A 24,259-nucleotide genomic window follows, 5' to 3' on the forward strand; every position below is an offset into this window, starting at 1 on the left:
CCGGTGTCATCCGAGGCCCTGCGCCCAGCGCAGCAAAGTGGCCACAGGCGCATACAGCGAACGCGGAATCGGCTGGTCCACCGGAACCTCCGCATAGATGCGCTCGGCCAGAGAAGGCTCGAACTCCATCGGCACCAGGCCCTCGCCGGCAAAGCGCCGGATCTGCGCCGCGACTTCGCCCTCGCCGCGCGCGATCACGCGCGGCAGGTCGGTCTCGCCGAGGTACTGCAATGCGACGGCCGTGCGGGCCGAATGGATCACGGCCGAAGCCATGCGCACACGATCGCCCAGGCTGGCATACACCGCCTCGAAGTGCGCGGAGCGGCGGCGCGACTGGTTGATCGGGTCCCCCTCCACTTCCTTGTATTCCTGGCGGATGTCCTCGATGGACATGCGCTGCTGCTTCATGAACTCGAAGTGCTCGTGCGCGTAGTCCACCGCGGCCATCAGCGCGAAGATCACGACCGACCACCCGAAGGTCACCAGCACCATGTGGGCCGAAGCGGTCATGATGGCTGCAGGGTTGGCATACCCCAGCTTGAGCGAGGTATCGACGAAGCCGCGCACCACCACGAACATCAGGCCCGCGAGCAGCAGCGTCTTCAGGCTCATCTTCAGCAGGTTGATGAGGTTGCGCGTGGAGAAGATGCGCTGCAGCCCCTGCGCCGGGTTCATGCGGTTCAAGTCGGGCTTCAGCCGCTCCCACGCCGCCACGCCCCCCACCTGGGCTAGCGAGCCCGCGATGCCGGCTACGGCCGCGATGGCCATGATGGGCAGCGTGCCCCACGCGAGTGCCTCTCCCGTGTGCAGCAGCAGTTCGGCGAAGCGGTCGTCGGGCTGCGTCAGCAGGCTGGTGCTGGTGGCATGCAGCCAGAGTTCGCGCAGCAGGCTGTAAAGCGCACCGCCCCCGAGCCACATGCAGACCACGACCACGGCGAACACGACGGTCGATGCCACGTCGCTGCTGAACACCACCTCGCCGCGCTTGCGCGCGTCGCGCAGCCGCTTGGGCGTTGGGTCCTGGTCTTTCTCCGCCATGGCGCTAGAGCGTGGCCCGCAGGAAGTCGAGCACGCCGTTCTCGGGCCGCAGGAATTCCTGCAGCGACTCGTACACGAAGAACACGAACAGCAGCATCATCAGATGCGCCAGCAGGCTCTTGAGGGGCTGCGAGAACACGAACACGTTGAGCTGCGGCGCCACGCGGCTGACGAGGCCCACGCCCAGTTCGACCAGCAGCAGCACGAAGATCACCGGCGAGGCCAGCTTGACGATCCACAGGAACAGCGTTTCGCCCTGGCGGATCGCGAACTGCTCGATCACCAGCCCCAGGTTCGGAAAGAACGAGGCCACCGGCCAGAGCCGGTAGGAGTCGACGACCACGCCCAGCATCGCGAGCAGCCCGCCGGCCGAGACGAACAGCGTGATCACCATCCAGCCAAGGAACTCGCCCGTGGGCCCGTTCTCGTGGCCCGCCACGGGGTCGAAGAACGACGCGTTGCTGGAGCCGGTCTGGAAGTCGATCAGGTCGCCCACGCTCTGCACCGCCCAGATGAAGATGCCGAAGCCCAGGCCCAGCAGCAGGCCGATGAAAGCCTCCTTGCCGGCGATGAGCACCCAGGTGCCGATGGAGGCCACCGGCATGTCGCCCGCCACGGGCGACATGAACAGCGCGAGCATCAGCAGCAGGCCGTTGCGCACCGTGCCGGTGATCATGCCGCCCGAAAGAAAGGGCACCACCGCGAAGATCGCGAACAGCCGCGGCAGGGTGAGCACCACCGACGAGAAGAACCTCTCGAGGCTGGCCAGTTCGATGGAAGCGTCCACGGCAATGGATCTCTCTGGTTGTCTTTTCGTCTTTTCGTTGCCCCTAGGCCCGGCGCCGCGCAGCCCATGCCTGCGAGGTAGCTTCCTCGGTCGCATCGTCGAGCCGGAGCTCGCGCAAGCGCAGTTGCTCGCTGCGTGCGCGCTGCAGCATCTGCTGCGCCTTCTCAACATCGCCGCTGACGGCGCGCAGCTTCTGCCGGCTGGCTTCGAGCGTGCTCTCGCGCAGCGCGTGGGCCTGTCCGGCCTGCGCGGCGAGCTGGCCTGCCTCGGCGATCCGCGCATCGAGCGCGGTGCTCCAAGCACCCGCATGCCGCAGTTGCGCAACGCTGCATTCCCCGTGCGAGAGCGCGCCAGTCGTCGCCTGCCAGTGCGCGGCCTTGTTCTGCACCTGCTGCTGCTGCCACGCCTCGGCCTGCCGGAGTTCGGCGTGGCTCTGTTCGGCGGCGGCCCTGTCGCGCGCGACCACGCCCATGGCCGCGGTCTTCTGGCGCTCCCGCACGCCCACCAGCAGTTTCCAGTCGACGCCGCTCATCGCGCGCGCTCCCCGGTCCAGCCGAACTGCCGCAGTACCTCGACCGATTGCGCATAGGGCAGGCTCGCGTCCGGCGGCTGCGACAGGAATTCGAGCGTCGCCGGTCGCGCGCCGATCGCCTCGTCGGCCAGCGCGTCGGCGCCGGCCTTGTACTCGCCGATCTGCACGAGCAGCTCCATCTCCTGGTACTTGGCCAGCAGGCCGCGAAAATGCGCCGCCGCCGCGCGGTGCTCGCGCGAGGTCACCAGCGGCATCACGCGGCTGATGCTCGCGAGCACGTCGATCGCCGGATAGCGGTTGGCCGCCGCGACCTTGCGCGACAGCACGATGTGACCGTCGAGGATCGAACGCACCTCCTCGGCGATGGGGTCGCTCTCCTCGTCGCCCTCTGTGAGCACCGAGTAGACGGCCGTGATGGAGCCGGTCCTGCCCTGCCCAGCGCGCTCCAGCAGCTGCGGCAGCATCGAGAAGATCGAGGGCGGATAGCTGCGCCGCGTGGGCGGCTCGCCGCTCGCGAGGCCGATCTCGCGCTGCGCGCGCGCGCGAAGCGCGTGAGCGAATCGACCAACAGCAGCACCTTTTTGCCCTGGTCGCGGAAATGCTCGGCGATGGTGGTGGCCACGTAGGCCGACTTGATGCGCTCCATCGGCGGCCGGTCGGAGGTGGAGACCACCATCACCGTCTTCGCCAGCCCCTCTGCGCCGAGATTGTGCTCGATGAACTCCTTCACCTCGCGCCCGCGCTCGCCGATCAGCGCAATCACGTTCACGTCGGCCGTCGCGCCGCGCGCGAGCATGCCCAGCAGCGTGCTCTTGCCCACGCCCGGCGGCGCGAACACGCCCACGCGCTGCCCCTCGCCGAGCGTGAGCAGGCTGTCGACCGCGCGGATGCCCGTGGGCAGCGGCGCCTCGATCATGCGGCGCGCCAGCGGACTCACGGGTTCGCGGTGCACCGGCAGCAGCGTGCGGGTCTTCAGCGGCCCCTTCTCGTCGATGGGCTGGCCCAGCGCATCGAGCACCCGCCCGAGCAGGCCCGCGCCGACGGGACAGACATGGCCGCGCCCCGTGGGCAGCACCTCGGTCAGCGCCGAAATGCCGGTGATCGGCCCGAGCGGCGTGAGGATGGCGGTGTTGTCGCGAAAGCCCACCACCTCGGCCAGCAGCGGCGGCTCGCCTGGCGTGACCAGCTCGCACAGCTCGCCCACATGGGCCTGGATACCCGATGCGTCGATCAGCATGCCCACCGCCTTGCTCACGCGCCCGCGGATCGTCGCCGGCGTGACGCGGCCCAGTGCCTGCTCGAGCTCGGCGACGATGCCCAGCGCCGCGTCGGACACCGGATTCACTGCTGCCCCTCCCCGCCCTCGCCAAGGCCGCTGCGCTCCACCGCGCGGCGAAAGGCCTCGAGCTGTGCATCGGCGCCGATGTCGAGCACGCCGGACGCCGTCTGCAGCACGCATGCACCGACGGGCAGCGCCGCGTCGGCCACGAAGTGCACGGTCATGGACCAGTTGGCGTCGCTGCGCAGCCGCGCGACCACGCCGCGCAGGATCGCCTCCTGCGCTGGCGCCACGCGCACGGTGATGAAGGGCTCCTGGCGGATCAGCGTATCGACGCGCAGCAGCGCCGCCTCGAACAGCGCCGTCGGGTCCGCGTCGGCAATGAACTGCCCCACGGCCTTGACCACGATATGCGCCATGGACTCGCGCAGGGCATGGAGCTGGCGCTCGGCCGCCACGGTGTCGGTCACCAGCTGGGTCGCATATTCCGTCCTGGCCTGCCGCAGGCCCTCTTCGTAGCCCTGCCTGCGGCCGGCCTCGGCATCCTGCGTGGCCTGCTGCACGATGCGGCGCGCCTCGCGCCGCGCGGTCTCGACCACGGTCGAAGCGTCGAGCAGCGCCGCGTACTCGTGTTCCTTCAGAACCTTGCGCTCGCTCAGGAGCTGAAGGTTCTCGGTGGTGATCAGAAAAGCCAATCCCATTGGGGCAGTCTTTCGGGAACGATGCACGAGAGCATCAGTTCGTTGAGTTGCAGGATCTGGCGTCGCCGCAGCGGCGGCGCGCCGAGCACCGAGATGCGGCGCGGCAGCTTGTGTTCCAGGCGGCGGCGCACCACCTCGCCTTCGGCGGCGGCCGCCGCCAGCAGCAGGCGATAGCCCCGGTCGACCGCGACCCGGCCCGCGGAAAGCGGCCACTGCTGCAGCGCGGCGTTGTCCATGCGCAGCTCGGTGAGCTGCGGCACGCGCTCGAGCAGGAACTGCACGGCATCCGCGTCGAAGCGGCGGGCCTGGCGGCGGATCTGCGCGCCCGCTCCGCCACGCAGCCGGAACAGCGGCAGGTGCACGCAGAAGCCCATGTAGGCCGCGAGCCGTCGCAGCGCGGCGCCGTCGAGCAGCACCACGCGCTTGAGGCGGGCGTCGAAGTTGTAGTCGGCGGCACCGTTCGCCGGCCCCTGGCCGCGGCGAAGCTGGCCGGCAAGAACCGTGCGGCCCGCTTCCCCCAGCCGCGCCGGGATGCGGTGGCGCGCCGGCCAGTCGGCGGGCAGCCAGCTCGGGTGCAGGTCGATCTCGGGATGCAGGTTGAAGCGCATCACCAGCCGCACGAGGTCCATCGGGCCGGGCGCGGCCTGTGCGGTTTGGGGGTCGACGGAAGGAGCGGATGCCGGCATGGCGTGTCAGCGCCTGAGCACCTGGCGGCGCGCCCAGTTGCGCCAGTCGACGCCCTGCCTGCGCAGCAGCACCGGCAGCACCATCAGGCAGACGGCGGCCACAAGCAGCAGGCCCAACAGCACCATCGCGGTCGAGGCCGGGAACAGGCCCAGCACCATCGGGCGCTCCCTGGCGCCGCCTGCCAGGGCGGCCGCCGACACCGCCGGCCGGCGCGCCTCGAACAGCGACAGCGACACCTGGTCGTGCGTCAGCCCCTCGATGCTGTGCGCCACCATCTCCTTCACGGCCGGCGCCAGCAGGCGGATGTCCACGTCCGGCCGGTGCTTGATGAACACCGCGGCCGACGACGGCCGCGTCTTCTCGCTGAGCGGATCGTTGGCCGGGATCACTACGTGCACGCGCGCGGACACCACGCCGTCCACGTTGCGCAGCGTCTGCGACAGCTCCTGTGAGACCGCATAGATGTAGCGCATGCGCTCCTCGGAGGGCGTGGACACCAGCCCCTGCTTCTGGAACACCTCGCCCATGGTGGCGAAGCGCTCGTGAGGCAGGCCCTGGGCGCGCAGCACGTCGAGCGCGGCGCTCATGCGGCTTTCGTCGACCTCGACCTGCCAGTTGCTGCCCTCCACGCGGCTCTTGGCCGCATCGATGCCTTCGGACGACAGCGCGGCGACGATCTCGTTGGCTTCCTGCTCGTTGAGGTTGGAATACAGGCCGACCTTGCAGCCGCCCAATGCCATCAGCAGGGCCAGCGCCGCGAGCCAGCGGCTGCGGCGCGGAATGAATGAAAGGGTGCGCGACAGCAGCTTCACGGCGTCCTCACTGCTGGTTCTTCAGCAGGGTGCCGAACAGGCTGGTGGCGGCGCTCGCCAGGCCCGTGGAAATGTGCATCTTCGCGAACATCATGTGCGCCTCCATGGCGTGGTCGGTCATCGCGAACATGGTCTTGATGGGGTCGGACATGTCGATCGACTCGAGCATGCTGCGGCGCATCTCCTCGTAGGAGCGCACGTTGCCCGAGAGCTGGGACGCGAGCGCCTTGGCGGCATCGCCCAGCGCACTCGGCGCGGCCACCGCGGACGGCGGCGCCTGCACGCCCTGCATCATGTTGGCGAACATCCGGGTCTCGCCCGGATCGAGGCGCGAAGGGGCCGCGGACTGCTGCGGCGCCGCGGGCCCGGACACGCCGGCCGGCTGCGCGCCTGCCGCGACCAGCGCGGTGGGATCGGTCATGGTTCACCTCTTTCGGGGGTCCTTGGGGGAAAAGGGCCGCGCGATGCACCCCGGGGGCATCGCGCGGACCTGCTTACGAGGACTTGGCCGACTGGCGGATGTCGTTGCCGGTGGACTTGGCCACCTCGCCGCCGGCGGCGCTCGCACCGTTGACCGTGTGCGCGGTGGAGGCCGCGCCCTGGATGCTGGTGGAGGCGGCCATGCTGGCCGACATCAGCCTGGCGTTGTCCGCCGCGGCCTGGTTCATCTGCTGGATAGAGCTGTCAACTGCGCCTGCCATGTGTATCTCCTGGTCAAGAAAGGATGATTTACGAGGGTTGAAGCGCTCCGTCCCGGCGGGACGAGCCATTCCACGCGGCGCACGGATGCGGCGCCGCATGAAATCCGGAGTGCGCGCGAGGAGGACCTTGCCGATGGCCATGCCTCACCTCCCGCGCCTGTTGTTGTTGCCGCTGTCGGGCACGCCGCCGCTCAGGACCAGCCCATCGGCGTCGATGCGCTTGAGTTCCGCGCCGGAGCGCAGCACCGAGCCTTCGTAGTACCTGCTGCCGTTGGACAGCTGGATGTGGCGCAGGCCGTTGCCGTCCTCGGTGATGCTCACCATGCGCGCCGGCAGCACGCTCTGCCAGCCGTCCCACTGCGTGCGCAGGTCGGTCTCCTTGGGCTCGGCGGCGGGCTTCTCGCGGTACTGGACCTTGTCGGAGACCAGCACCGACGGATGCAGGTCTTCGCTGAGCCTGCGGATCTTCTGCCGCACGGCCGCGTCTTCCACGGTGCCGGTGAGCACCAGGCGGCCCTGGCCGGTGTAGGTGACCGCCACGCCGGGGTCGCCGACGTAGCGACGCGCCTGCTCGACCATGTCCTCGGCGGAATGCACGTTGACGCTGACCTGGCTGCCGAAGGGCTCCATCGCCTGCTGCAGGGCCTCGCGGCGCTGCCTCGACTCGACATAGCCCTTCACGCCGAGCCGGCCGCCCTGCGCGGCCACTACTTCCACCTCGGGGAACGGCACGAGCGCCTTCTCCACCGCCGCCAGGTCCACGCGGGCGGTGCGCCGCGAACTGGCGCCCGCATCGCCGAGCGACACGGCGGCCAGGCCGACGAGCGCCAGCATCGCCATCACGCCGCCCGCCCAGTAGCCCAGGCGCCGCGATCGGGCCGACGACGGGCTCGCCTGTGCGAGCGCATCGGGCTGCGCCACATGGTCCGGAGCGAACATGCGGTCCTCGCGCACGCGGGTCGCATAGCTGCGGTCGAGCTGGAAGTCGATCTGCCCCAGGCTCACGACATCGCCCGCCACCACGCTCCTGCGCGGCTGCCGCATATCCTCGCCGTTGAGCCGCGCCGAGGCCGTTCCCAGGCGCTGCATCGACACCACCAGTTCGCCGACGGTGAACGCCAGATGGCGCGGCAGCACGTCGCCGCCGGGCAGCATCACTTCGCAGTCGCCGCCCGAACCCAGCACGTTGAGGCCGGGCTTGAGCGCGATGGTCCGCCCCTTCACCGCGCCGCTGAGGAAGCGCAGGCACCAGCCGTCGCCGAGCGCCGCCGGAGCCGGGCCGGCCGCGGCCTGCTCTTCGCCGTCGAGGGAGATGTCGTCGTCCTGGTCGCGCACGTTCAACCTCCCACTTCCGGCAAGGGCAGCGTCGGCACGTTCGCCGTGGCGCCGGGCAGCACCAGGCGCGGCGTCAGCAGGTAGAAACGCTCCATGTTCGAGTGCTTCTTCTCGGTCGAGCGGAAGAGTCCGCCGACGCCCGGAATGTCCTTGAGCAGCGGCACGCCCGTGACGGCATTGCTCTTCTCTTCCGACGAGTAGCCCGCGATCAGCAGGCTCGCGCCCTCCTCCACCAGCGCCTGCGTGTTGACGGTGCGGCGCCGCACGATCGGGATCTTGTCGACCGACATCGGGCTGAGGTCGCCGTCGACGATGTCGATGGACATCATCACGCCGCGGGAGGCCTTCTCGTCGATAACCAGCGGCGTCACCCGCACGGCGGTGCCGGCCGTGATGCTGAACAGGCCCGCGTCCTGGAAGCCGTCCACCCGCACGTAAAACTCGCTGAGGTTCTCCAGCACGGCTTCGGTGTTGTCCAGCGTCATCACCTTGGGGCGCGCCACGAAGTTCGCGTTGCCGTTGGTGGCCAGCGCGGTCACGCGGGCCAGCAGGTAGTTGCGCGCGCTGTTGCCGATGGCGGCGGTGAACATGCCGCCCAGCGGCGTGAGCGGATTGCCCGAACCGTCGGAGCTTCCGATCTGCCCGGCCTCGCTGCCCGTGCCGCCCCAGGTCAGCTGCCCGCGGTCGCCGCGGCCCGTCTGGAAGTCGGCGTGCCGGCCATGCAGGCGCCAGTCGATGCCCAGGCTGTTGAGCGTGTCGGAGCTGATGTCCATGATGGTCACTTCGATCTCGACCAGCCGCGGGCGCACGTCCATCGACTCGATCAGCTTCGCGTACTGCGCCATCTTGTCGGGCATGTCCCGCACCAGCACCGCGTTCATGCGCGTGTCGGCCTGGAACTGGGGCAGCTCGCCGCCCGCGATGCCCGAGACGCCGCCCGGTGCGATGGCATCTCCGCCGCCGCCCCCGGCGATCTCGACCTTGGGGGCGTTGATGGTCTCGCCGCTGCGCAGCTTGATCTGCCGGTTCGGCCCGAGCGACATGCCGCCGCTCATGCCCCGCGCGCCGCCGCCGCCCGACGGGGCATTCCCGCTGGCGCGGCCATAGAGGCTGCGCAGGACGTTGGCCACACCGGGAATGACGGTCTCCTTGCCTGAGCGGTTGATCCGGAAATCCGACGCCCACGCGTACTTGAGCGGAAACAGCCTGATCTCGGCGCCCTCGGCCATCGCGCTCTTCTGGTCGGCCAGCTTCACCGCCTGGCGCACCATCTCGACGTAGCGGCGCGGCCCGGTCACGTACACGCTGGCGTCGCGCTCGCTGATGCTCAGCGGATAGCGCTCGTCGGAGATGTGCAGGCGCACCAGCGTCTCGGCGATGCGCCCTGCGTTCTCTGCCGCGATGGGCAGCACCTCGCTCTTCGCGTCGGCGGCCAGGTCGATGAACAGGAAGGCGCCGTCGAAGTACCAGGTCAGCCCGTTGACCGCGCACACGCTGTTGAGCGTGGCCAGCGCGGAGCCGGCGAACTTGCCGCTGATGACGCCGGCCACCTTGGTGTCGATCACCGCCGTGACGTTCTGCGAAGACGCCAGCTCGCGCAGGAAGTCGGCCAGCGGCTTCTCGTTGGCGACGATCTGGAACGGCCGGTTGCTCCAGCGCAGCTCGGCCGCGCGCGCCGGCGGCTGCACGGCCAGCAGTGCGAGGGCGGCGTAACCCCACAGCACGAGGCTGCGCAGGCTGAAGGTTTTCAGGCGCGGTGCGGGCATGTCGAAGAAGTTCCTCACGGCAGCGAACTCAATGCCTGGATCGCGCGCTCGGCGAAGCGCATCACGTCGCGCCCCATCCAGCCCGCGGTGGCGATGATCGCGACCATCACCGCGATCATCCGGATGGACTGGCCGATGCTCTGGTCCTGCACCTGCGTCACGGCCTGCAGCACCGCCACCACGAGGGCCGTGAGCGTCGCCACAGCCACCACCGGCAGCGAGATCCACAGCACGAGGAGCAGGCCCTCGCGCGTGATGTCCAGGATGTTCTGCGGAGTCATTGCGTTGTTCTTGCGGTGCGCCTTCGAAGGCTGTGAAAAGTTCATCAGTGGGCTTGCGGATTGGTGACCCAGCCCACCGGCTGCAGGGCCACGTCTTCGTCGACTTCCTGGTAGGACAGCACCGGCAGCAGCGGGGCCACCGGCTCGATCAGCGTCTTGATGTAGCGGCGCACGTCCGATGAGGCGATGGCCACCACGCGCGTCGCGGCCGACCCGAGGATGCGGCGCACCTGCTCGCGGATGTCCTGCGTGACCGCCGGGCTCAGCAGCAGCAGGTTGCCGCGGGGCGAGCGCTCGATCGCGTTCTGGACGCGCTCCAGCAGGCTCGACTCGAAAAGGATGGCCTCGAGCTGCCGGTTAGGCCCCACGTAGCGGCTGGTGATGTAGCGCCCCAGGTCGATGCGCACCAGCTCGGTCAGCGCGATGGCGTCCTGCTCCTTCGGCGCCCAGGTCGCGAGGCATTCGAAGATCGCATGCAGGTTGCGGATCGGGATGCCTTCCTGCAGCAGCCGGCGCAGCACCTCGGCGATGCGCTGGCTCGAGGCCACGCGCGACACCTCGGCCGCGAGCTCGGGCGCATCGCGCTGCACCGAATGCAGCAGGCGCTGCACCTCCTGCAGGCCGATGAGCTCGCGAACGTTGCCGCGCACCGCATGGTCCAGATGCAGGCCCACCACCTCCTCGTTGTCCCAGGCCTTGAAGCCTGCAGCCTCGCCCGGCACCCAGACCACCCGCGCGAAGGGACCGAAAGGCTCGGCCACCTCGGCACCGGCCGGCGGTGCGGCCGCTTCTGCCGGATCGAGCATCAGCCACCCGGGCCGGAGCGTGCCCTCGGTCACGGCGACGTCGTGCACCAGAACCTGGTAGCCGTGCTCGGCAAGGCCGTCCGCGTACGCGAGCTGCAAACGCGGGAACACGGGACCGAGATCGGACTCGACCGAAGTCTTGACCCGGGCCAGTTGCAGGTCGAGCGCATGACGGTCGATGCCGCCGCGCAGGCCGCTCGACAGCCGCACCGCCAGCGGCGCTGCGATCGCGTGGTCGCCGTCGGTGTCCTCCTGGTCGGCGCCCTCGCGGTGCGAGATCCAGCCCGGCGTCTGGTTCTTCTGGCGCCGCATGCGCACGGCGAAACCCAGACCCAGCAGCACCGCTGCCAGCAGGCCGAACACCCACTTCGGAAAACCCGGTACGACCAGGAAGCTCGCGACCGCGAGGCCCGCGATGATCAGCGCGCGCGGGTGCGCCATCAGCTGCTGCCCGATCTGGTTCGCGAGCTGCGTGTCGCGGCGCTCGCCGGTGCTCACGCGCGTGATGACGATGCCGGCCGCGATCGACACCAGCAGCGACGGGATCTGCGAGACCATGCCGTCGCCCACCGTGAGGATCGCGTAGCGCTGCAGCGCGCCGCCCAGGCTCATCTCGTGCATCATCGTGCCGATCGCGATGCCAGCGAGGATGTTGACCAGCGCGATCACGATGCTCGCGATCGCGTCGCCCTTGACGAACTTCATCGCGCCGTCCATGGCTCCGTGGAGCTGACACTCCTGCTCCAGCATCTGGCGGCGCTTCTGCGCCTGCGCGGACGACAGCACGCCGGCGCGCACGTCGGCGTCGATGCTCATCTGCTTGCCCGGCATCGCATCGAGCGCGAACCGCGCGGCCACCTCGGCCACCCGCTCGGAGCCTTTCGCGATCACGATGAACTGCACGATCGCGATGATCAGGAACACCACGCCGCCGACCACCACGTTGTTGCCGACGATCAGCTTGCCGAAGGTGTCGATGATGTGGCCCGCGTGCGCATGCAGCAGGATCAGCTTGGTCGACGCGATGTTCAGCGCGAGGCGGAACAGCGTGGTGAACAGCAGCAGCGACGGAAAGGTCGAAAGCGAAAGCGCCGAAGGCACGTACATCGCCACGATCAGCAGCACCAGGCTGACGGCGAGGTTGCTCGCGATCAGCAGGTCGAGCAACGGCGTGGGCAGCGGCAACACGAACAGCGCGACGATCACCACCAGCAGTCCCGCGAGCAGCAGGTCGTTGTAGCGGCCCGCATTGCCCAGCAGGTCGCGCACGCCGCCGCTGTAGGCAGGGAAGGGTCGCGGAGAACTCGCCATGGTGTCTTTTCTTCTTGCGGGTGTTCCGAAGTGCCGTGCGATGCCGATTGCATTGCATCGCTTCGTTGTCGATCGCGGGGATTCGCGTCGCGACGGACTCTATGCGCCGCCATCCATTCACGGCAACCACGAGTTTTCGTAAACGCTCGCCGCGTGTGGCGCGCACGGCACTACGTGTTTGCGGACTACCTTCGCGCAATGCGTCTGGCTAAGCTGCCGGTCCCGATGCGAGCCGTCTCGCGTTGCTCCGAGGCATGAAGAAGGTGACAAGAAGCACAGCCGCCAGCATCCGCATACCGACCGAAAGCACGCATGCCTGACGCAGGCGCCGACGCAGTGACTGAGCTCGGCGAAGCCCGCGCATTGCCGCGTGCCGATGCAGCCAATGTGCGCGCGCTCTATCGCCTCTACGGCGCCGCGCCGCTGCCCGACATGGCGGCCGCGCGCGGCGCGCGCTACCGCATCCGCTGGCACCACGACCCGGCCTCCGGCCGCACCGCGCGCGAGAGCTTCCGCTTCAGGCTCGGCGCGCACATCGGTCATCTCTCGATGGATGCGCCCAGCCTCCAGGCGTTGCTGGGCGAACGCCGCATCGACCTGCTGCCGCGCGACCTTCGCTACATCCTGCTTGCCGATGCGCTGCATCCACTGGTCGATGCGCTCGAGAAGGCGCTGCGGCTTCATTTCGAATGGCAGCCTTCCGAAGCGGAAGCGCGCGAGGCCCGCGAGCGCAGCCCGCAGGCGGTGCCGCTTCACTGCGATCCGGAACGCGCGGCCTTCTTCGTCGCCATGCCGCTGGAAGGCAGCGCCGTGCTGCACGGCTTCGTGCAGTTCGAGGATTCATCCACGCTCGACGCGCTGGTGCCCGCGGGCTCCGGCCCGCGCCACAACGCCCACGCCGCCAATGCCTTCGACGCGCTGCGCCTGCCCGTGAGCTTTCGCCTCGGCAGCACGCCGATCCGCCTGGGCGAGGTGGGCAGCATCCGGCCCGGCGACATCGTCGGCATCGAGCAATGGAGTTCTTCTGGAGCCGCCATCGTGGTCACGGCGGAACTCGGAGGCCCCGCGGGTCGGCATCTTTCCGCCTTTGCCGAAGGCTCGCGCATCACCGTTCAGCAATCGAGAGACAGTGCCATGAAGCCAGACACACCCGCCCTCGCGACCGACGTCGCGGACAACGCCAACCTGCCGATCGACCGGCTCGACGCGCTGGAGGTCACGCTGCGCTTCGAGGTCGGCGACCTCTCCGTGTCGCTGGGCGAACTCCGGAGCATCCGCGCAGGCCACGTCTTCGACCTGGGCCAGCCGCTCAATCGCAGCCCGGTGCGCATCCTTGCGCACGGCAACGTGCTGGGCAAGGGCTATCTGGTCGCGGTGGGCGACCGACTGGGCGTGCGCGTGTCGGAATTCGCGCCGGGCGAAGTCTGAGAGGCCGCCCCTCAAGCGGTCCATACCCATGCAAGGCGGACTTCCCGAACCCCTCACGCTGGTCGCGCTCATCGTCGCCTTCGGCATCGCGCCGTTCGTGGCGCTGATGGTGACGAGCTACACCAAGCTGGTCATCGTGTTCGGCCTCCTGCGCACCGCGCTGGGCCTGCAGCAGACACCACCCAACATGGTGCTCAACGGCATCGCGATCATCCTGTCGGTCTACATCATGGCGCCGGTGGGCATGGACATCGGCGACACGCTGCGCAGCCGCAGCTTCGGCGCCAAAGGCGAAGGACTCGGCGACATCATGGCCGTCATCGACGCGGCCAAGGCACCGGTCAAGGAGTTCCTGCAGAAGCACACGCACGAGCGCGAGCGGCAGTTCTTCCTGAAGTCGGCCGCCAACATCTGGCCGAAGGCACGCGCCGAGCAACTGAAGGACGACGACTTCATGGTGCTGGTGCCGAGCTTCACGCTCAGCGAGCTCACGCGAGCGTTCCAGATCGGCTTCATCATCTACCTGGTGTTCGTGGTGGTCGACCTGATCGTCGCCACGGTGCTGCTGGCACTGGGCATGTCGATGATCTCGCCCACCACCATCTCCCTGCCCTTCAAGCTGCTCCTGTTCGTGATGCTCGACGGCTGGACGCGACTGGTGCACGGGCTCGTGCTGTCGTATCGATGAGCTCGCGACGGCGCATGACTCTTCGGCTGCCGCGCGCATCGCGCAGCCCCTCGAATCCACGCATTGGCGCGCGTCCGTCTACGAGAACTCGTTGTTGCCCGCGCGCGGGTATGCCACTTAGAGTTCGCGCGGCATCGGAGCCGGCCGGGCAGTTCCGCGCGCCCTTCTTTCAATCTGCAACTTCATCCGGGGTCTTATGGTTCTAGCAGTCAGCAGCGATGGGTCGGGAACGCAATCCGCCGCACAGGCAGCGATGGAGGCATTGGCGGCTGCCAGGGCTGCCGAAGAACTGCGGCGCCAGGCGGAAGCCGCGGCGAAGCGCGCGGCCGAGGAGGCACGTCGGCAGGCCGAGGAAGCGCGCAAGCAAGCCGAAGCGGCACGCCGCAAGGCGGAGGAAGCGCGCAAGGCCGCGGAAGCCGCCGAGGCCAAGGCCGAGAAAAGCAAGGCCGAGGCCGACCAGCAGGAAGCCACCAAGGCGCGCAGTGCCAGCGACGCGGCCGAGCGCGATGCGCTCAAGCAGGAAGCGGCGAGCAACCTCAAGCAGAAGCAGTCCACGCTCGCCGATGCCAAGCTCGACGACATCCAGCAGCGCCGCGCGGACAACAATCCGTCGGAAGCCACGCGCGCCGCGCAGGGCGAGGTCGACGCGGCGCAGAAGATGAACGCCATCTTCGAGCCGCCGGCCAACCAGCCCAAGGGCCAGGCCCCCGCGACCAGCCCGGGCACGCAGGACCTGCTCGAGAAGGCGCAGACCGCTGCCAAGCCGGTGTTCAAGGCGCAGGCGAACGGCGGCGACGGCACCAAGGAACAGAAGGCCGCCGTCGACACCGCCATGACGGACTGGCTGCAGGCCGCCGAGCAGGACATGCGCAAGGCCAGCCTCAAGGCGATCGCCGAAGGCAAGGACCCGAACGACGCGATCGACAAGGTGGCGGCCGACGCCCACGACGCGCTCGACAAGGGCGGCGTGTTCGACCCGAAGAGCATCGGCGAGTACATCGACAAGGCGCGCGACGGCGTGCGCGCGGACTCGCCCGAGGTGCGGCAGTTGCGCGGCGAGCAATACGACGCCGGCCAGGCCGGCAAGGCGCACGTGGCCGACGCGCGCAGCCGCGCACAGGACGCCGACGCCGCCGCGACCAAGGCCGAGAAATACGCCGCCAGCTTCGGCACCGGCGGCGGCGGCAACGACACGATCATCACCGCGCAGCAGAACGCGAAGGCCGAAGCCGAGCGCCTGCGGGCCGTGGCCAACCGCGCCAAGTCCGAACTCCAGAGCGCCGAGAAGGCTTTCGGCACCACCGATCCGTCGGACCCGCAGAACCCCAAGACGAACACCCTCGGCACGGTCGATGCCGACTACAACGCGCGCGTCGCCGACGCCGAGGTCAAGGAGCTGAGCTTCAAGTACGACCAGGCGGTGGCCGGCGGCGATGCCAAGGAGATCCAGAAGGCCGACGCCGCCCTGCGCGATGCGCAGCAGGGCCAGCGCTACATGCACGCGCTGAGCGACGACCTCGACGCCAAGCTCGGGGCCAGCGACGCCGAGAATGCCAAGACCGACGCCGAGAGCGCATGGAGCGCGGCATCGCTGCAGCGCCCCGCCCGCGTCACCGTGACCGAGCACGACGGTGACAAGACCACAACGCGGAACATCGATCCCGACGGCTACGACCCCGCGTTCTGGGCCAAGCCCGGCAGCGAGGAAGGCAAGAAGGTCAAGAACATCGACGGCAAGTACTTCTACGTCGACGGCGACAAGAAGACCGAGCTCGATCCGCTGACCGCCGCGCTGTACGCCGCGAACGAAAAACAGGATGCCGCCAAGGCCCGCGGCGACCAGACCACGACCACGCTGAACGCCGTCAAGGACGACCTCTTCGGCGGCGCCGACGGCAGCCGCGCCAAGCTCGACGAGGCCGGCTATCTCGATCGCGCGGACAAGATCAACCGGGGGCTGACCGACGCCAACAACGCCGTCGCCAACGCCAGGCCGCAGGACCTGGGCCGGGCGCTCGAGCAGCAGCGCGCCGCGCAGGCCGACGCCAAGGCGCTGAAGGCCATGCAGGACCTGCGCGCGGCCGAGCGCGACCAGGCCGCGGGCAAGACCGTGGACGGCGGCAAGCTGGATGACCTGCGCGTGGCGGCGCGCGAGGCCCAGCGCCTGGCCGACGGCGCGAAGCCGAAGCTCTCGGCCGACGACGAGAAGAAGATGCGCGAGACGCAGTTGCCCGCGGCGAAGGAGGCCTACGACAAGAAGGCCGCGGAGGTGACGACGCTCACCGCGCCCGGCAGCAAGGCCACCGGGGCCGAGCAGCAGAAGGCGCTCGACGAACTCGACGCGCTCGATCTCTCCAAGCGCGACATCGAGACCCAGCTCGGCCTGATCGACGCCGAACGCGCCTGGTATGCCGCTCGCTACCAGTACGACCGCACGACCTTCGCCAAGCCGCAGCTGACGATGTTCATGAACGGCGACAAGTCGACCACAGGCGACGTCTACCCGAAGAACTACGACCCGACCTGGAACATCAAGCGCGGCGACGACGGCAAGGTCAGCGCCGAGGGCCTGCCGCGCGGCCTCTCGCCCGACGACATCGAGGTGCACTCGGACTGCAACGGCGGCTACAACGTCACGATCAAGAAGGACTCGAAGGTCTTCGGCTGGCAGCAGTCCGACCAGGGCAAGATGGTCGACTTCTCGGTGCGCGCCGGCACCTACAAGATGAACCCCGCCACGGCCGCGCGGTGGAAGACCTCCGAGTTCGGCGACGGCGACCTGGCGAAGGCGCGCGGTGCGCGCGCCGACGTCGAGAAACGCCTTGCGCAGGCCGCGGCCGATGCGCCGCCGCAGCCCGGCGCACAGCCGGCGCCCGGGCCCGACGGCAAGCCTGCGCCCACGCTGAACTTCGGCGACGACCTCGCGCCGCGCAAGAAGACGGTGGACCAGAACCTCACGGATGCGATCAAGGCACGCGACAAGGCACAGGCCGACTACGACGCAGGCACCGGCGACCGCACCGCGCTGGGCAACGACCTCGACGACGCCAAGACGCGCGTCACCATCGCCCAGAACGAACAGCTCGCAGTCGATGCCGCGATCGCCTGGCAGGAGGCCAACCACGCGCGCCAGCGCATCGAAGCCGACAAGCGCGCGGGCCGCGCACAGCTGTGCTACGCCACCTCGCCGCAGCAGACCGCCGACGATGCGCGCGACAAGGCCGACGCCGCGCGCAAGGACTGGCTCAGCTCGGTCAACAAGTTCCACACCGACACTGCGGCGCGCGATCTCGCAGCCGCGAAGTCGGCGCACGAGAAATGGAAGAGTGCCAACCCTGGCCTGGCCGAGACCGGCAGCGACACATGGAAGAAGCTGCAGGCGGCGCAGACCCAGTCGGACACGGCCGTGCGCTACCAGGCCGCCGGCGCACGCGACAACGCCTACGCGCAGCAGCAGGAATTCACCATCCAGAACCTGCCGTTCAACCAGCGCGAGGACAAGCGCGCGCTCTACCGGCTTTTCGAGAAGAACCCGCAGGTGATGGCACAGGCCATCATGAACGACCAGTTCGTGCAGTACGGCGGCGGCCCGATCGAGATGAAGAGCCGCACGCAGCTCGAGAACGAGATCGGCCTTGCGCTCGGCTGGAACCCCAGCCGCTCGCTCGATGCCGCGACGCCGGCCGACAGCGAGCGCATCCGGCAGAACCAGCGCCTCTTCGGCAACCTCGGCGACGCGCAGAAGGACTTGCTCTCGAAGATGGTCGACAAGGTGGTGGAAGTCGGCGGCGAGCACGCGCACGTGACCGTGCTGCCCGTCGTCTACGCCCTCGACAGCGACGACGGCGGCATCATCAAGACGGCGATCTTCAAGGTCGAGAGCAAGGACAAGCCGGGCGAGACCAAGCTCGTCGACGAACAGGCCTGGACCTACAAGAACCTCACGGACTACCGCGCCAACAACAGCCTGCCGGTAGAGGGCGTGAAGCTCGTCACGCCCGAGGACGCCAGCTACTCGCTCGACCAGAACGGCAACGTCAAGCTCTTCGCCGGCGACGCGCGCACCGAGACCGGATGGGAGACCTTCCGGCGCGCGACCCACCTGGACATGGTGGTCGCCGGCGTGGGCCTGGTGGCCGGCGTGGCGCTGACGGTGGGCTCCTTCGGCACGCTCGCGGCGCCTGGCGTCATGCTGGCGGCCGGCGCGTTCACCGTGCTCGCGGCCGGCTACGGCGTCGCGACCTCGGTCGAAGACCTGAACAAGCTCAGCGCGCACGGCCAGAGCATCAATCCGGCGAACAGCGAGCAGGCGCGCATGGACTGGCTGAACCTCGGTCTCTCGACGGTCAGCGTGCCGGTGGTGGGCGCCTCCACGCGCGCCACCATGGCCGCGCTGCGCGCAGGCCGGGCCGCCAAGGCGGCCACGGCCGCCGAAGCCGCCGGCGACGCCGTGACGGCACAGGCACGCGCGGCCGACTTCGCGCGCTACGCGAAGACTGCCCAGGCCTGGGGCAAGCCCGCGGCGATGGCCTCCAAGCCGCTCGGCCTCGGCAGCGCCTACGCCACCGGGGAAGGCGTGCACTCGCTGGTGAAGAACTGGGACCAGATGAGCCCGGCCGAGCGCGAGCAGCAGATCATGATGCTCAGCGTCAACGCCGCGGGCTTTGCCTCGCCTATCTTCGCCAAGGGCTACGTGCGCGTGCACAACGCGATCAAGCCGCCATCCACGAACACCGCGCGGCCCGCGGTCGTGAACCGGCCGGCCGGCACGGTGGGCGACGAGGCGCGGAACACGACGCCCACCGACGCGGCCGTGCCCGGGCGGCCGGCGCAATCCGCGTCGCCCAAGCCTGTCGATGCGGTCGATGCCGCCGATACGGCCGGTGCCGCCAGGCCGGCGGACGCAACGACAAAGCCCGACGCGCTCACGCCGTTCCGCGAGCCGCCGCGCATGAGCGTCGCATGGCCGACAACGCCGCGTACGGTGCCCGCCGACGTGGCCGGTCCGGCGGCGCTGCCGTCCATCGTGACCGATGTCTCGTTCAACCCGGTCATGGCCTCGGTGCGACGCGCGGGCGATACCGCCGATGCCCCGGGAGCCGCGCGCGCACCGACGGGCGCACGCAGTCCCCAGGAGAAACGCGCGGCCCCAGGCTCGAACACCGCGGAAGACGCACCGCGCGCCAACGCCCCCTTCGTGCGCTCGGCGCAACGCATCGGGCTGAAGCAGAACGCAGGCACCAAGGACCTGGTGAGCGTGAAGTCCACGCCGGCATCGCCCGCCAAGGGCGACGAGGGCAGCTTCGCTGTCTACAAGCCGGCACAGGACCCCGAGCTCGGCGGGCCCACGAGCTATCCGCTGCCGGCAACCAGCCGTCTCGGTCCGACGAACTGGTCGGATTCGCTGCTCACCGTGTTCGCCGCCGGCGGCGAAGCCGAGGGCGTGCGCTACTACGTCTATCCGCGCACCGTTGACAACAACGGCTTCGTCTTCGCCGCGCATCGCGACGGATTGCCTGCCGGCACGGACAGCCCCAGCGCCGCGCAGCGCGCCAGCGCCCATGCACAGGGCGAAAACAGCGGCGACTTCTCCGGCGTCCTGCCCGCTCACTACACCACCCTCGACGAAGCGCTCGCGACGGTGCAGCCAGAGGGCTTCGTCGCGCTGGGCGACGAGATCGCGATCGTGCACGCGGCAAGCATCGCGCCGGACGGCAGCGTCCCACCCTCGGCCGTGATGGCCACCGTGAAGGTCGAAACCACCCAAGGCGGCCCCGCGAAGGCCATGCAGGTCACCGCCCATCCAGGCAGGCCCGCCCTGCGCATCGCCTACCCCGAGGGCTATGCGCCGGGCCGGCCGCTGATCTACACCAGCGCCAACGGCCAGCGCGTCGACCTGCTCAACACGCAGTCCGGCCGCAGCGAGATGGGCATCAACGCCTTCCGCCGCCGCGTGGCCGACCTCGAGATCTTCGCGCCGGGCGAGCGCGCCGTACGCAGCGACGGCAAGCCGGGCAGCGAGGCGGTCCCCATTCCCGAGGGCTACTTCGCGGTCAACGGCCACGGGCTCGAAGGCATGATGAACGACGCGAGCGGCAATCCGCTCACGGCCGAGGGGTTGGCGCGAGCCATCGTCGCGCACGAGAACTATCACGGCCAGCCGGTGCTGATGCTGTCGTGCCTCAGCGGAGACGGCGCGGTGCCGATGGCGCAGCGCCTGGCCACGCTGCTCGGCCACGACGTGTACGCGGCAACCGAGTCGGTCATGATGAACAACCGCGACGCGAACGCGCCGGGCTCCCTCTACACCCGGCGCATCTCCCTGAGCAACGAAGGCAGCTCCTACAACGGTGGCGCACTCAAGGCCGAGCCGCTGCAGTCGCTGCCCATCGTCGGAATCCGCGAGAACGGGCGTACCGTCTACGACGACATCGCGGTGCAGGGCACCCCGGTCTACGCGCGCTTTCGCCCGGGCCTGTCGATCGAGCCGGCCGGTGCGCAACCCACCGCGCCCCGCGCCGCATCCGCCATGCCGGAGCCCCCGCGCACGACAAGACCGATCGCGCCCGAGTTGCCGCGCACCGCCGGCACCGGCCGCGGCGACACCGACACGCCCTCCGTCAAGACGGCCGGCCAGCCAAGGGACCCCGCCGCCACCGGCGTGGATGCGCACGGCGCTCCCCTGCCGCCGACCACGCTCGGCAACGGGCGCAGCTGGCTGCAGATCGCGCTGCGCGGCGACAGGCTCGTCGGGTTCCACCAGCGCGCGAGCGAGCCCGGCTCGGGGCTGCGGCCGCTGCAGCCCTCGCCCGACGAGGCCGCGGTGACGGCCCGCATCACCGAGGACCCCGCCGCGGGTTCGAACGTGCGCTTCGCCGTCCATCCGATGGCGCCGGGCGAAGCCATGTACGGCGGCACCGGCGTGCGCGCCAAGCGCAACAACACCTTCGGGACCTTCGCCGAGGCCTCCGCCGCGGCGCAGCAGAAGGGCGGCGCGTGGGTGTACCGCATCCATCCCGACGGCACCATGGCGCCGCTGACGAAGCGCGGCCGCGCGACGCCCGAGGAGATCATGGGTTCGGTGCACGTCGGTGCGAACGGGAAGCCGATGCCCATCGGCATTCCGAACGTGCGCTCGGCCGCATGGCGCGAAGGCGCAACCGCGCCGGCAGCACCGAGCACGGCGGCGGCCAATCACCAGGCAGGCGAGTCCACCGGCCTCGCGATGGTCGAGCCCGACATGGACGCGCTGCTCGAAGGGGGCAGCGACTACACCAAGCCGCGCCCCGCCTACGCGGGCCCGGCCACGATGCGAGAACTCCAGGCAAGCAAGGCCCCGGCCACGCCCGAGGACGTCGAGCAGACGCACTACCTCGCAAGCGCCGGCTCGCCTGACGGCCATGCCGCGCGCGACGTTCCGCTGCGCACGCGCTTCATGCAATGGGCACGCGGCCAGGCGCCCTCCTTCATCGGTGCGCCGGACTACGTCGGCGGGCGCTACGTGCTGGCCCGGGACGCGGCAGGCCTCAACCAGGGCGCGCCCGACGCCACCTTCTCGCTGCTCGACCGATCGCACGTGTACTCCAGCTTCGAGACCGCGCGCGCGGCGGCGGCCGCGCATGCGAACGCCGAAGGCAGCGGCCTCGTGGGCGTGGTGCGGCTGATCGGCCCGAAAACCGAGATGGCCCAGGTCGCGGCCACCGGACGCTTCACCCAGGCGCAGGTCGACGGCATCGTGGGCGTGCGCCCCGACGGCGCGATACACCCCGTCAGCATCAGCAACCGCCAGGCCGCGCATGCGCCGAAGCCCGGCGAGGTCTTCGTCGATCCGCACAAGACGATGGAGCAGAACGATCAGGTGATGACGCCGGCGCAGAAGAGGAAGATCTTCCTCAAGTCCGTCGGCTACATGGTCGGCACCGGCGCGGCCTTCTATGGCGCCGTGCGCTTCGGCGGCGCGGCACTGGGCCTGCACATGACCAACCCGGCGCTCGGCGTCGCCGGCGCTTCGCTCGGCGGCTACGTCGGTGCGCGCGCCGTGTTCCTTCGCTACGCCTACGAAGCCTTCTTCTACCGCGGCAGCATCGCGGGCCTGAAGCAGGGCGGCAAGATCCGGCTGCAGAAGTACCTCAACCCAAAGGACCAGGACACCTTCGCGCTGATCGGCAACATCGCCGATCCGGCCAAGCGCGAGGCCTCGCTGTTCCAGCTCAAGAGCCAGCTCGACAGCTGGCACGCGGCGCGGCGCGGCATCGAGGGCCGCCACGACTATGCCAAGGCGCTCAGGATCCTGTCGAGGAACCCCGACAGCACAACCGCCCTCGACACGCTCTACAAGGGCGCGATCGAGCGCAGCGCTCGCCCGGTGATCGGCAAGCGCGGCTGGCTGAACCGGATACCGCCGGCGCTTCGCAACGACTACGCCCAGGCGCTGAAGGCATTCAACGCAACCCCCCGCGACACCCAGGCCGCGGCGCTGCTGATGACCGCACCGGAAGTGGGACGCGGCACCCAGCATGCGGGATTCGTGCGCGGGCGCCTGCTGCGCAACGTGCCGGGCGCGGACCGCGCGCGCTACCGCGAGGCTGTGCAGACCATGGCGAACAAGAGCGGTGACGTCAACGCCGCGCTCAAGACGCTGGAGGGCATTCCGCTCGACACCGTCGCGCGCCAGACCACGGGCGCCCGCGGCGCATTCCGCGGCATTCCGAAGGCCGACCGCCAGACCATCGCGATGGCCACGGAAACGCTGCGCGCCAACCCGTCGGACGAACGCTCGCGCGCCGTGCTGGACCAGAGCCCCGGCAAGCTCACCTCGCCAAACTCGCCGGTGGGCCGCGCGCTGTTCGGCGCGCGCGTGCTGAGCTTCGGGCTGAGCCACTCGGCGGGCACGCGGCTGTACCTGAACCCCTTCTTCGACGCGCCGAGCCACCAGTGGACCTGGGACATCACCACGCTCGACGGCGTGCGCCAGTGGATCAGCAACGAGGGCAGCCTGCACTATGCGGTGGGCAACGCCACCGGCCTCGGCGCCAGCGTGGCGAACCGCTATGCATCGATCGCGCAGGCGCGCGGCGGGCACGTCATGAGCGAGCGCGGATCGACCGAGGCCCCGGCCCCCAAGGCCGGCGAGACGCCGCCGCCCAAGGCCACCACGGCGCCGCTCGACAAGGACGGCAATCCGCTGCCGGTCTACAAGGCAACCAACGGCTACTCGTGGTTCAGGCGCGCCCTCATCGGCCTGGGCAACCCGAAGGCCGTCACGCACGACGGCGTGGCACCCGACGGCGGCCCGATGGTCAAGCGCACCTTCACGCAGCGCCTGGCGCAGTTCTCGTCGTGGGGCGACTCCAGCGGAACGATCGGCCTGACGATCTCCGACAGCATCCAGGCCTACATGTACATCCGCGCCGGCCAATGGGACCTCGCGACACCGCAGTTGATGAAGGTGGCGAGCGACATAGGCATCTTCCGCGGCACGCAGAAGGACTACATCGACGAATACCGCTCGAACCGGCAGATGGGACCGATGGTCTACCACTCGCGCCTGACCAACTACTTCAACGCCCCGCTCGGAGAGGCCAGGACGAATCCGACCGAGACCTCGCACGGCTGGATCCGTCGCGGCGCGGCGCCGCTGGTTCTGCTGGGCGTGGCCGTCGCCGCACGGGTGGCGGCCGAGGAATGGTCGATGCACGAGAAGAACAAGAAGCCGCAGCAGCCGGCTCCTACACCCACACCGACGCCCACTCCTTCGCAGACGACCACGCCGGTGCCGACTCCGTCCCCTACCCTGACGTTCACTCCGACACCGATACCCAAGTCGACGACAACGCCCAACCCGACACCGAATCCGAAGCCAACTCTGACGCCAACGCCGACACCGACACCGACGCATCCCCAGCGCGGCGGCGTGCGCTTCATCGTCGACACGATGCAGCCCACGGCCGTCGAACTCCAGGCGATGCTCGATGCGGGTACGGCGCAGGACCCGCTGCAGCCCGTCAACCCGGCGCTGTCGGGCTTCCTCAACGTCGATCCGGGCCACTCCCAGCGCACGAAGGCGGCGGAGGTACTGCTCGCCTGACTTGGACGCGACCCGTGCGG

15 protein-coding genes and 1 pseudogene are annotated in these 24,259 nt (G+C 69.6%); 3 read left to right on the forward strand and 13 right to left on the reverse strand.

All coding sequences use genetic code 11. The annotated features are described in order from the left end of the window. Positions 1 to 6: 6 nt before the first annotated feature. The 13 genes and pseudogenes from ACHMXA_RS33390 to sctV form a co-directional block, all read right to left on the reverse strand. Complete coding sequence (locus ACHMXA_RS33390; RefSeq protein WP_395321661.1) at positions 7 to 1,038, reverse strand: EscU/YscU/HrcU family type III secretion system export apparatus switch protein; 1,032 nt, start codon at positions 1,036 to 1,038, stop codon at positions 7 to 9. Positions 1,039 to 1,042: 4 nt separating this feature from the next. Continuing rightward, complete coding sequence (gene sctT / locus ACHMXA_RS33395; protein ID WP_395321663.1) at positions 1,043 to 1,825, reverse strand: type III secretion system export apparatus subunit SctT; 783 nt, start codon at positions 1,823 to 1,825, stop codon at positions 1,043 to 1,045. 43 nt (positions 1,826 to 1,868) lie between these two features. Beyond that, positions 1,869 to 2,357, reverse strand: a complete 489-nt coding sequence (locus tag ACHMXA_RS33400; RefSeq protein ID WP_176666429.1) for a serine kinase — start codon at positions 2,355 to 2,357, stop codon at positions 1,869 to 1,871. Then, positions 2,354 to 3,702 (reverse strand): annotated as a pseudogene (locus ACHMXA_RS33405) (FliI/YscN family ATPase). Before ACHMXA_RS33405 ends, ACHMXA_RS33400 begins: the two are co-directional and overlap by 4 nt. Continuing rightward, positions 3,699 to 4,337 carry a type III secretion system stator protein SctL gene (gene sctL / locus ACHMXA_RS33410; protein WP_395321665.1) on the reverse strand — a complete coding sequence of 213 codons (639 nt, stop codon included), beginning with the start codon at positions 4,335 to 4,337 and terminating at the stop codon, positions 3,699 to 3,701. Before sctL ends, ACHMXA_RS33405 begins: the two are co-directional and overlap by 4 nt. Beyond that, the gene (locus ACHMXA_RS33415; RefSeq protein WP_176666426.1) at positions 4,319 to 5,023 is read right to left on the reverse strand and encodes a type III secretion system protein; all 705 of its coding nucleotides are present in this window, start codon (positions 5,021 to 5,023) and stop codon (positions 4,319 to 4,321) included. Before ACHMXA_RS33415 ends, sctL begins: the two co-directional genes overlap by 19 nt. A gap of 6 nt (positions 5,024 to 5,029) precedes the next feature. Further along, positions 5,030 to 5,836, reverse strand: coding sequence for a type III secretion system inner membrane ring lipoprotein SctJ (sctJ, locus tag ACHMXA_RS33420; RefSeq protein ID WP_371132211.1), 807 nt, complete (start codon positions 5,834 to 5,836; stop codon positions 5,030 to 5,032). Between the two features lie 7 nt (positions 5,837 to 5,843). Beyond that, entirely contained in the window at positions 5,844 to 6,257 is a 414-nt protein-coding gene (locus tag ACHMXA_RS33425; protein ID WP_093305386.1) for a hypothetical protein, read from the reverse strand. Positions 6,258 to 6,330: 73 nt separating this feature from the next. After that, complete coding sequence (locus ACHMXA_RS33430) at positions 6,331 to 6,537, reverse strand: hypothetical protein (protein WP_021004014.1); 207 nt, start codon at positions 6,535 to 6,537, stop codon at positions 6,331 to 6,333. 144 nt (positions 6,538 to 6,681) lie between these two features. After that, a complete protein-coding gene (locus ACHMXA_RS33435) occupies positions 6,682 to 7,872 on the reverse strand; it encodes an FHA domain-containing protein (RefSeq protein ID WP_395321669.1) in 1,191 nt (396 codons plus the stop codon). A 2-nt stretch (positions 7,873 to 7,874) separates the two neighbouring features. Beyond that, entirely contained in the window at positions 7,875 to 9,638 is a 1,764-nt protein-coding gene (gene sctC / locus ACHMXA_RS33440; protein ID WP_395321671.1) for a type III secretion system outer membrane ring subunit SctC, read from the reverse strand. A gap of 14 nt (positions 9,639 to 9,652) precedes the next feature. Further along, positions 9,653 to 9,919, reverse strand: a complete 267-nt coding sequence (sctS, locus tag ACHMXA_RS33445; protein ID WP_093200459.1) for a type III secretion system export apparatus subunit SctS — start codon at positions 9,917 to 9,919, stop codon at positions 9,653 to 9,655. A 44-nt stretch (positions 9,920 to 9,963) separates the two neighbouring features. Continuing rightward, complete coding sequence (gene sctV / locus ACHMXA_RS33450; RefSeq protein ID WP_395321673.1) at positions 9,964 to 12,036, reverse strand: type III secretion system export apparatus subunit SctV; 2,073 nt, start codon at positions 12,034 to 12,036, stop codon at positions 9,964 to 9,966. Between the two features lie 312 nt (positions 12,037 to 12,348). Between sctV and sctQ the strand changes: the two genes are divergently transcribed. From sctQ to ACHMXA_RS33465, 3 genes are all read left to right on the forward strand, one after another. Next, the gene (gene sctQ / locus ACHMXA_RS33455; RefSeq protein ID WP_395321675.1) at positions 12,349 to 13,464 is read left to right on the forward strand and encodes a type III secretion system cytoplasmic ring protein SctQ; all 1,116 of its coding nucleotides are present in this window, start codon (positions 12,349 to 12,351) and stop codon (positions 13,462 to 13,464) included. Between the two features lie 28 nt (positions 13,465 to 13,492). Beyond that, positions 13,493 to 14,152, forward strand: coding sequence for a type III secretion system export apparatus subunit SctR (gene sctR / locus ACHMXA_RS33460; protein ID WP_125947233.1), 660 nt, complete (start codon positions 13,493 to 13,495; stop codon positions 14,150 to 14,152). 253 nt (positions 14,153 to 14,405) lie between these two features. After that, entirely contained in the window at positions 14,406 to 24,239 is a 9,834-nt protein-coding gene (locus tag ACHMXA_RS33465; protein ID WP_395321678.1) for a DUF4781 domain-containing protein, read from the forward strand. Positions 24,240 to 24,259 lie beyond the last annotated feature (20 nt).

It is taken from the genome of Variovorax sp. UC74_104 (assembly GCF_044055375.1).
Classification (GTDB): domain Bacteria; phylum Pseudomonadota; class Gammaproteobacteria; order Burkholderiales; family Burkholderiaceae_C; genus Variovorax.

Bases quoted from the DNA above. Each gene is read 5' to 3' on its own strand.
- sctS (WP_093200459.1), bottom strand. From the start codon at position 9,919: ATGACTCCGCAGAACATCCTGGACATCACGCGCGAGGGCCTGCTCCTC.
- ACHMXA_RS33465 (WP_395321678.1), top strand. From the start codon at position 14,406: ATGGAGGCATTGGCGGCTGCCAGGGCTGCCGAAGAACTGCGGCGCCAG.
- ACHMXA_RS33390 (WP_395321661.1), bottom strand. From the start codon at position 1,038: ATGGCGGAGAAAGACCAGGACCCAACGCCCAAGCGGCTGCGCGACGCG.
- ACHMXA_RS33425 (WP_093305386.1), bottom strand. From the start codon at position 6,257: ATGACCGATCCCACCGCGCTGGTCGCGGCAGGCGCGCAGCCGGCCGGC.
- sctQ (WP_395321675.1), top strand. From the start codon at position 12,349: ATGCCTGACGCAGGCGCCGACGCAGTGACTGAGCTCGGCGAAGCCCGC.
- sctR (WP_125947233.1), top strand. From the start codon at position 13,493: ATGCAAGGCGGACTTCCCGAACCCCTCACGCTGGTCGCGCTCATCGTC.
- sctL (WP_395321665.1), bottom strand. From the start codon at position 4,337: ATGGGATTGGCTTTTCTGATCACCACCGAGAACCTTCAGCTCCTGAGC.
- sctC (WP_395321671.1), bottom strand. From the start codon at position 9,638: ATGCCCGCACCGCGCCTGAAAACCTTCAGCCTGCGCAGCCTCGTGCTG.
- sctV (WP_395321673.1), bottom strand. From the start codon at position 12,036: ATGGCGAGTTCTCCGCGACCCTTCCCTGCCTACAGCGGCGGCGTGCGC.
- ACHMXA_RS33400 (WP_176666429.1), bottom strand. From the start codon at position 2,357: ATGAGCGGCGTCGACTGGAAACTGCTGGTGGGCGTGCGGGAGCGCCAG.
- ACHMXA_RS33415 (WP_176666426.1), bottom strand. From the start codon at position 5,023: ATGCCGGCATCCGCTCCTTCCGTCGACCCCCAAACCGCACAGGCCGCG.
- ACHMXA_RS33430 (WP_021004014.1), bottom strand. From the start codon at position 6,537: ATGGCAGGCGCAGTTGACAGCTCTATCCAGCAGATGAACCAGGCCGCG.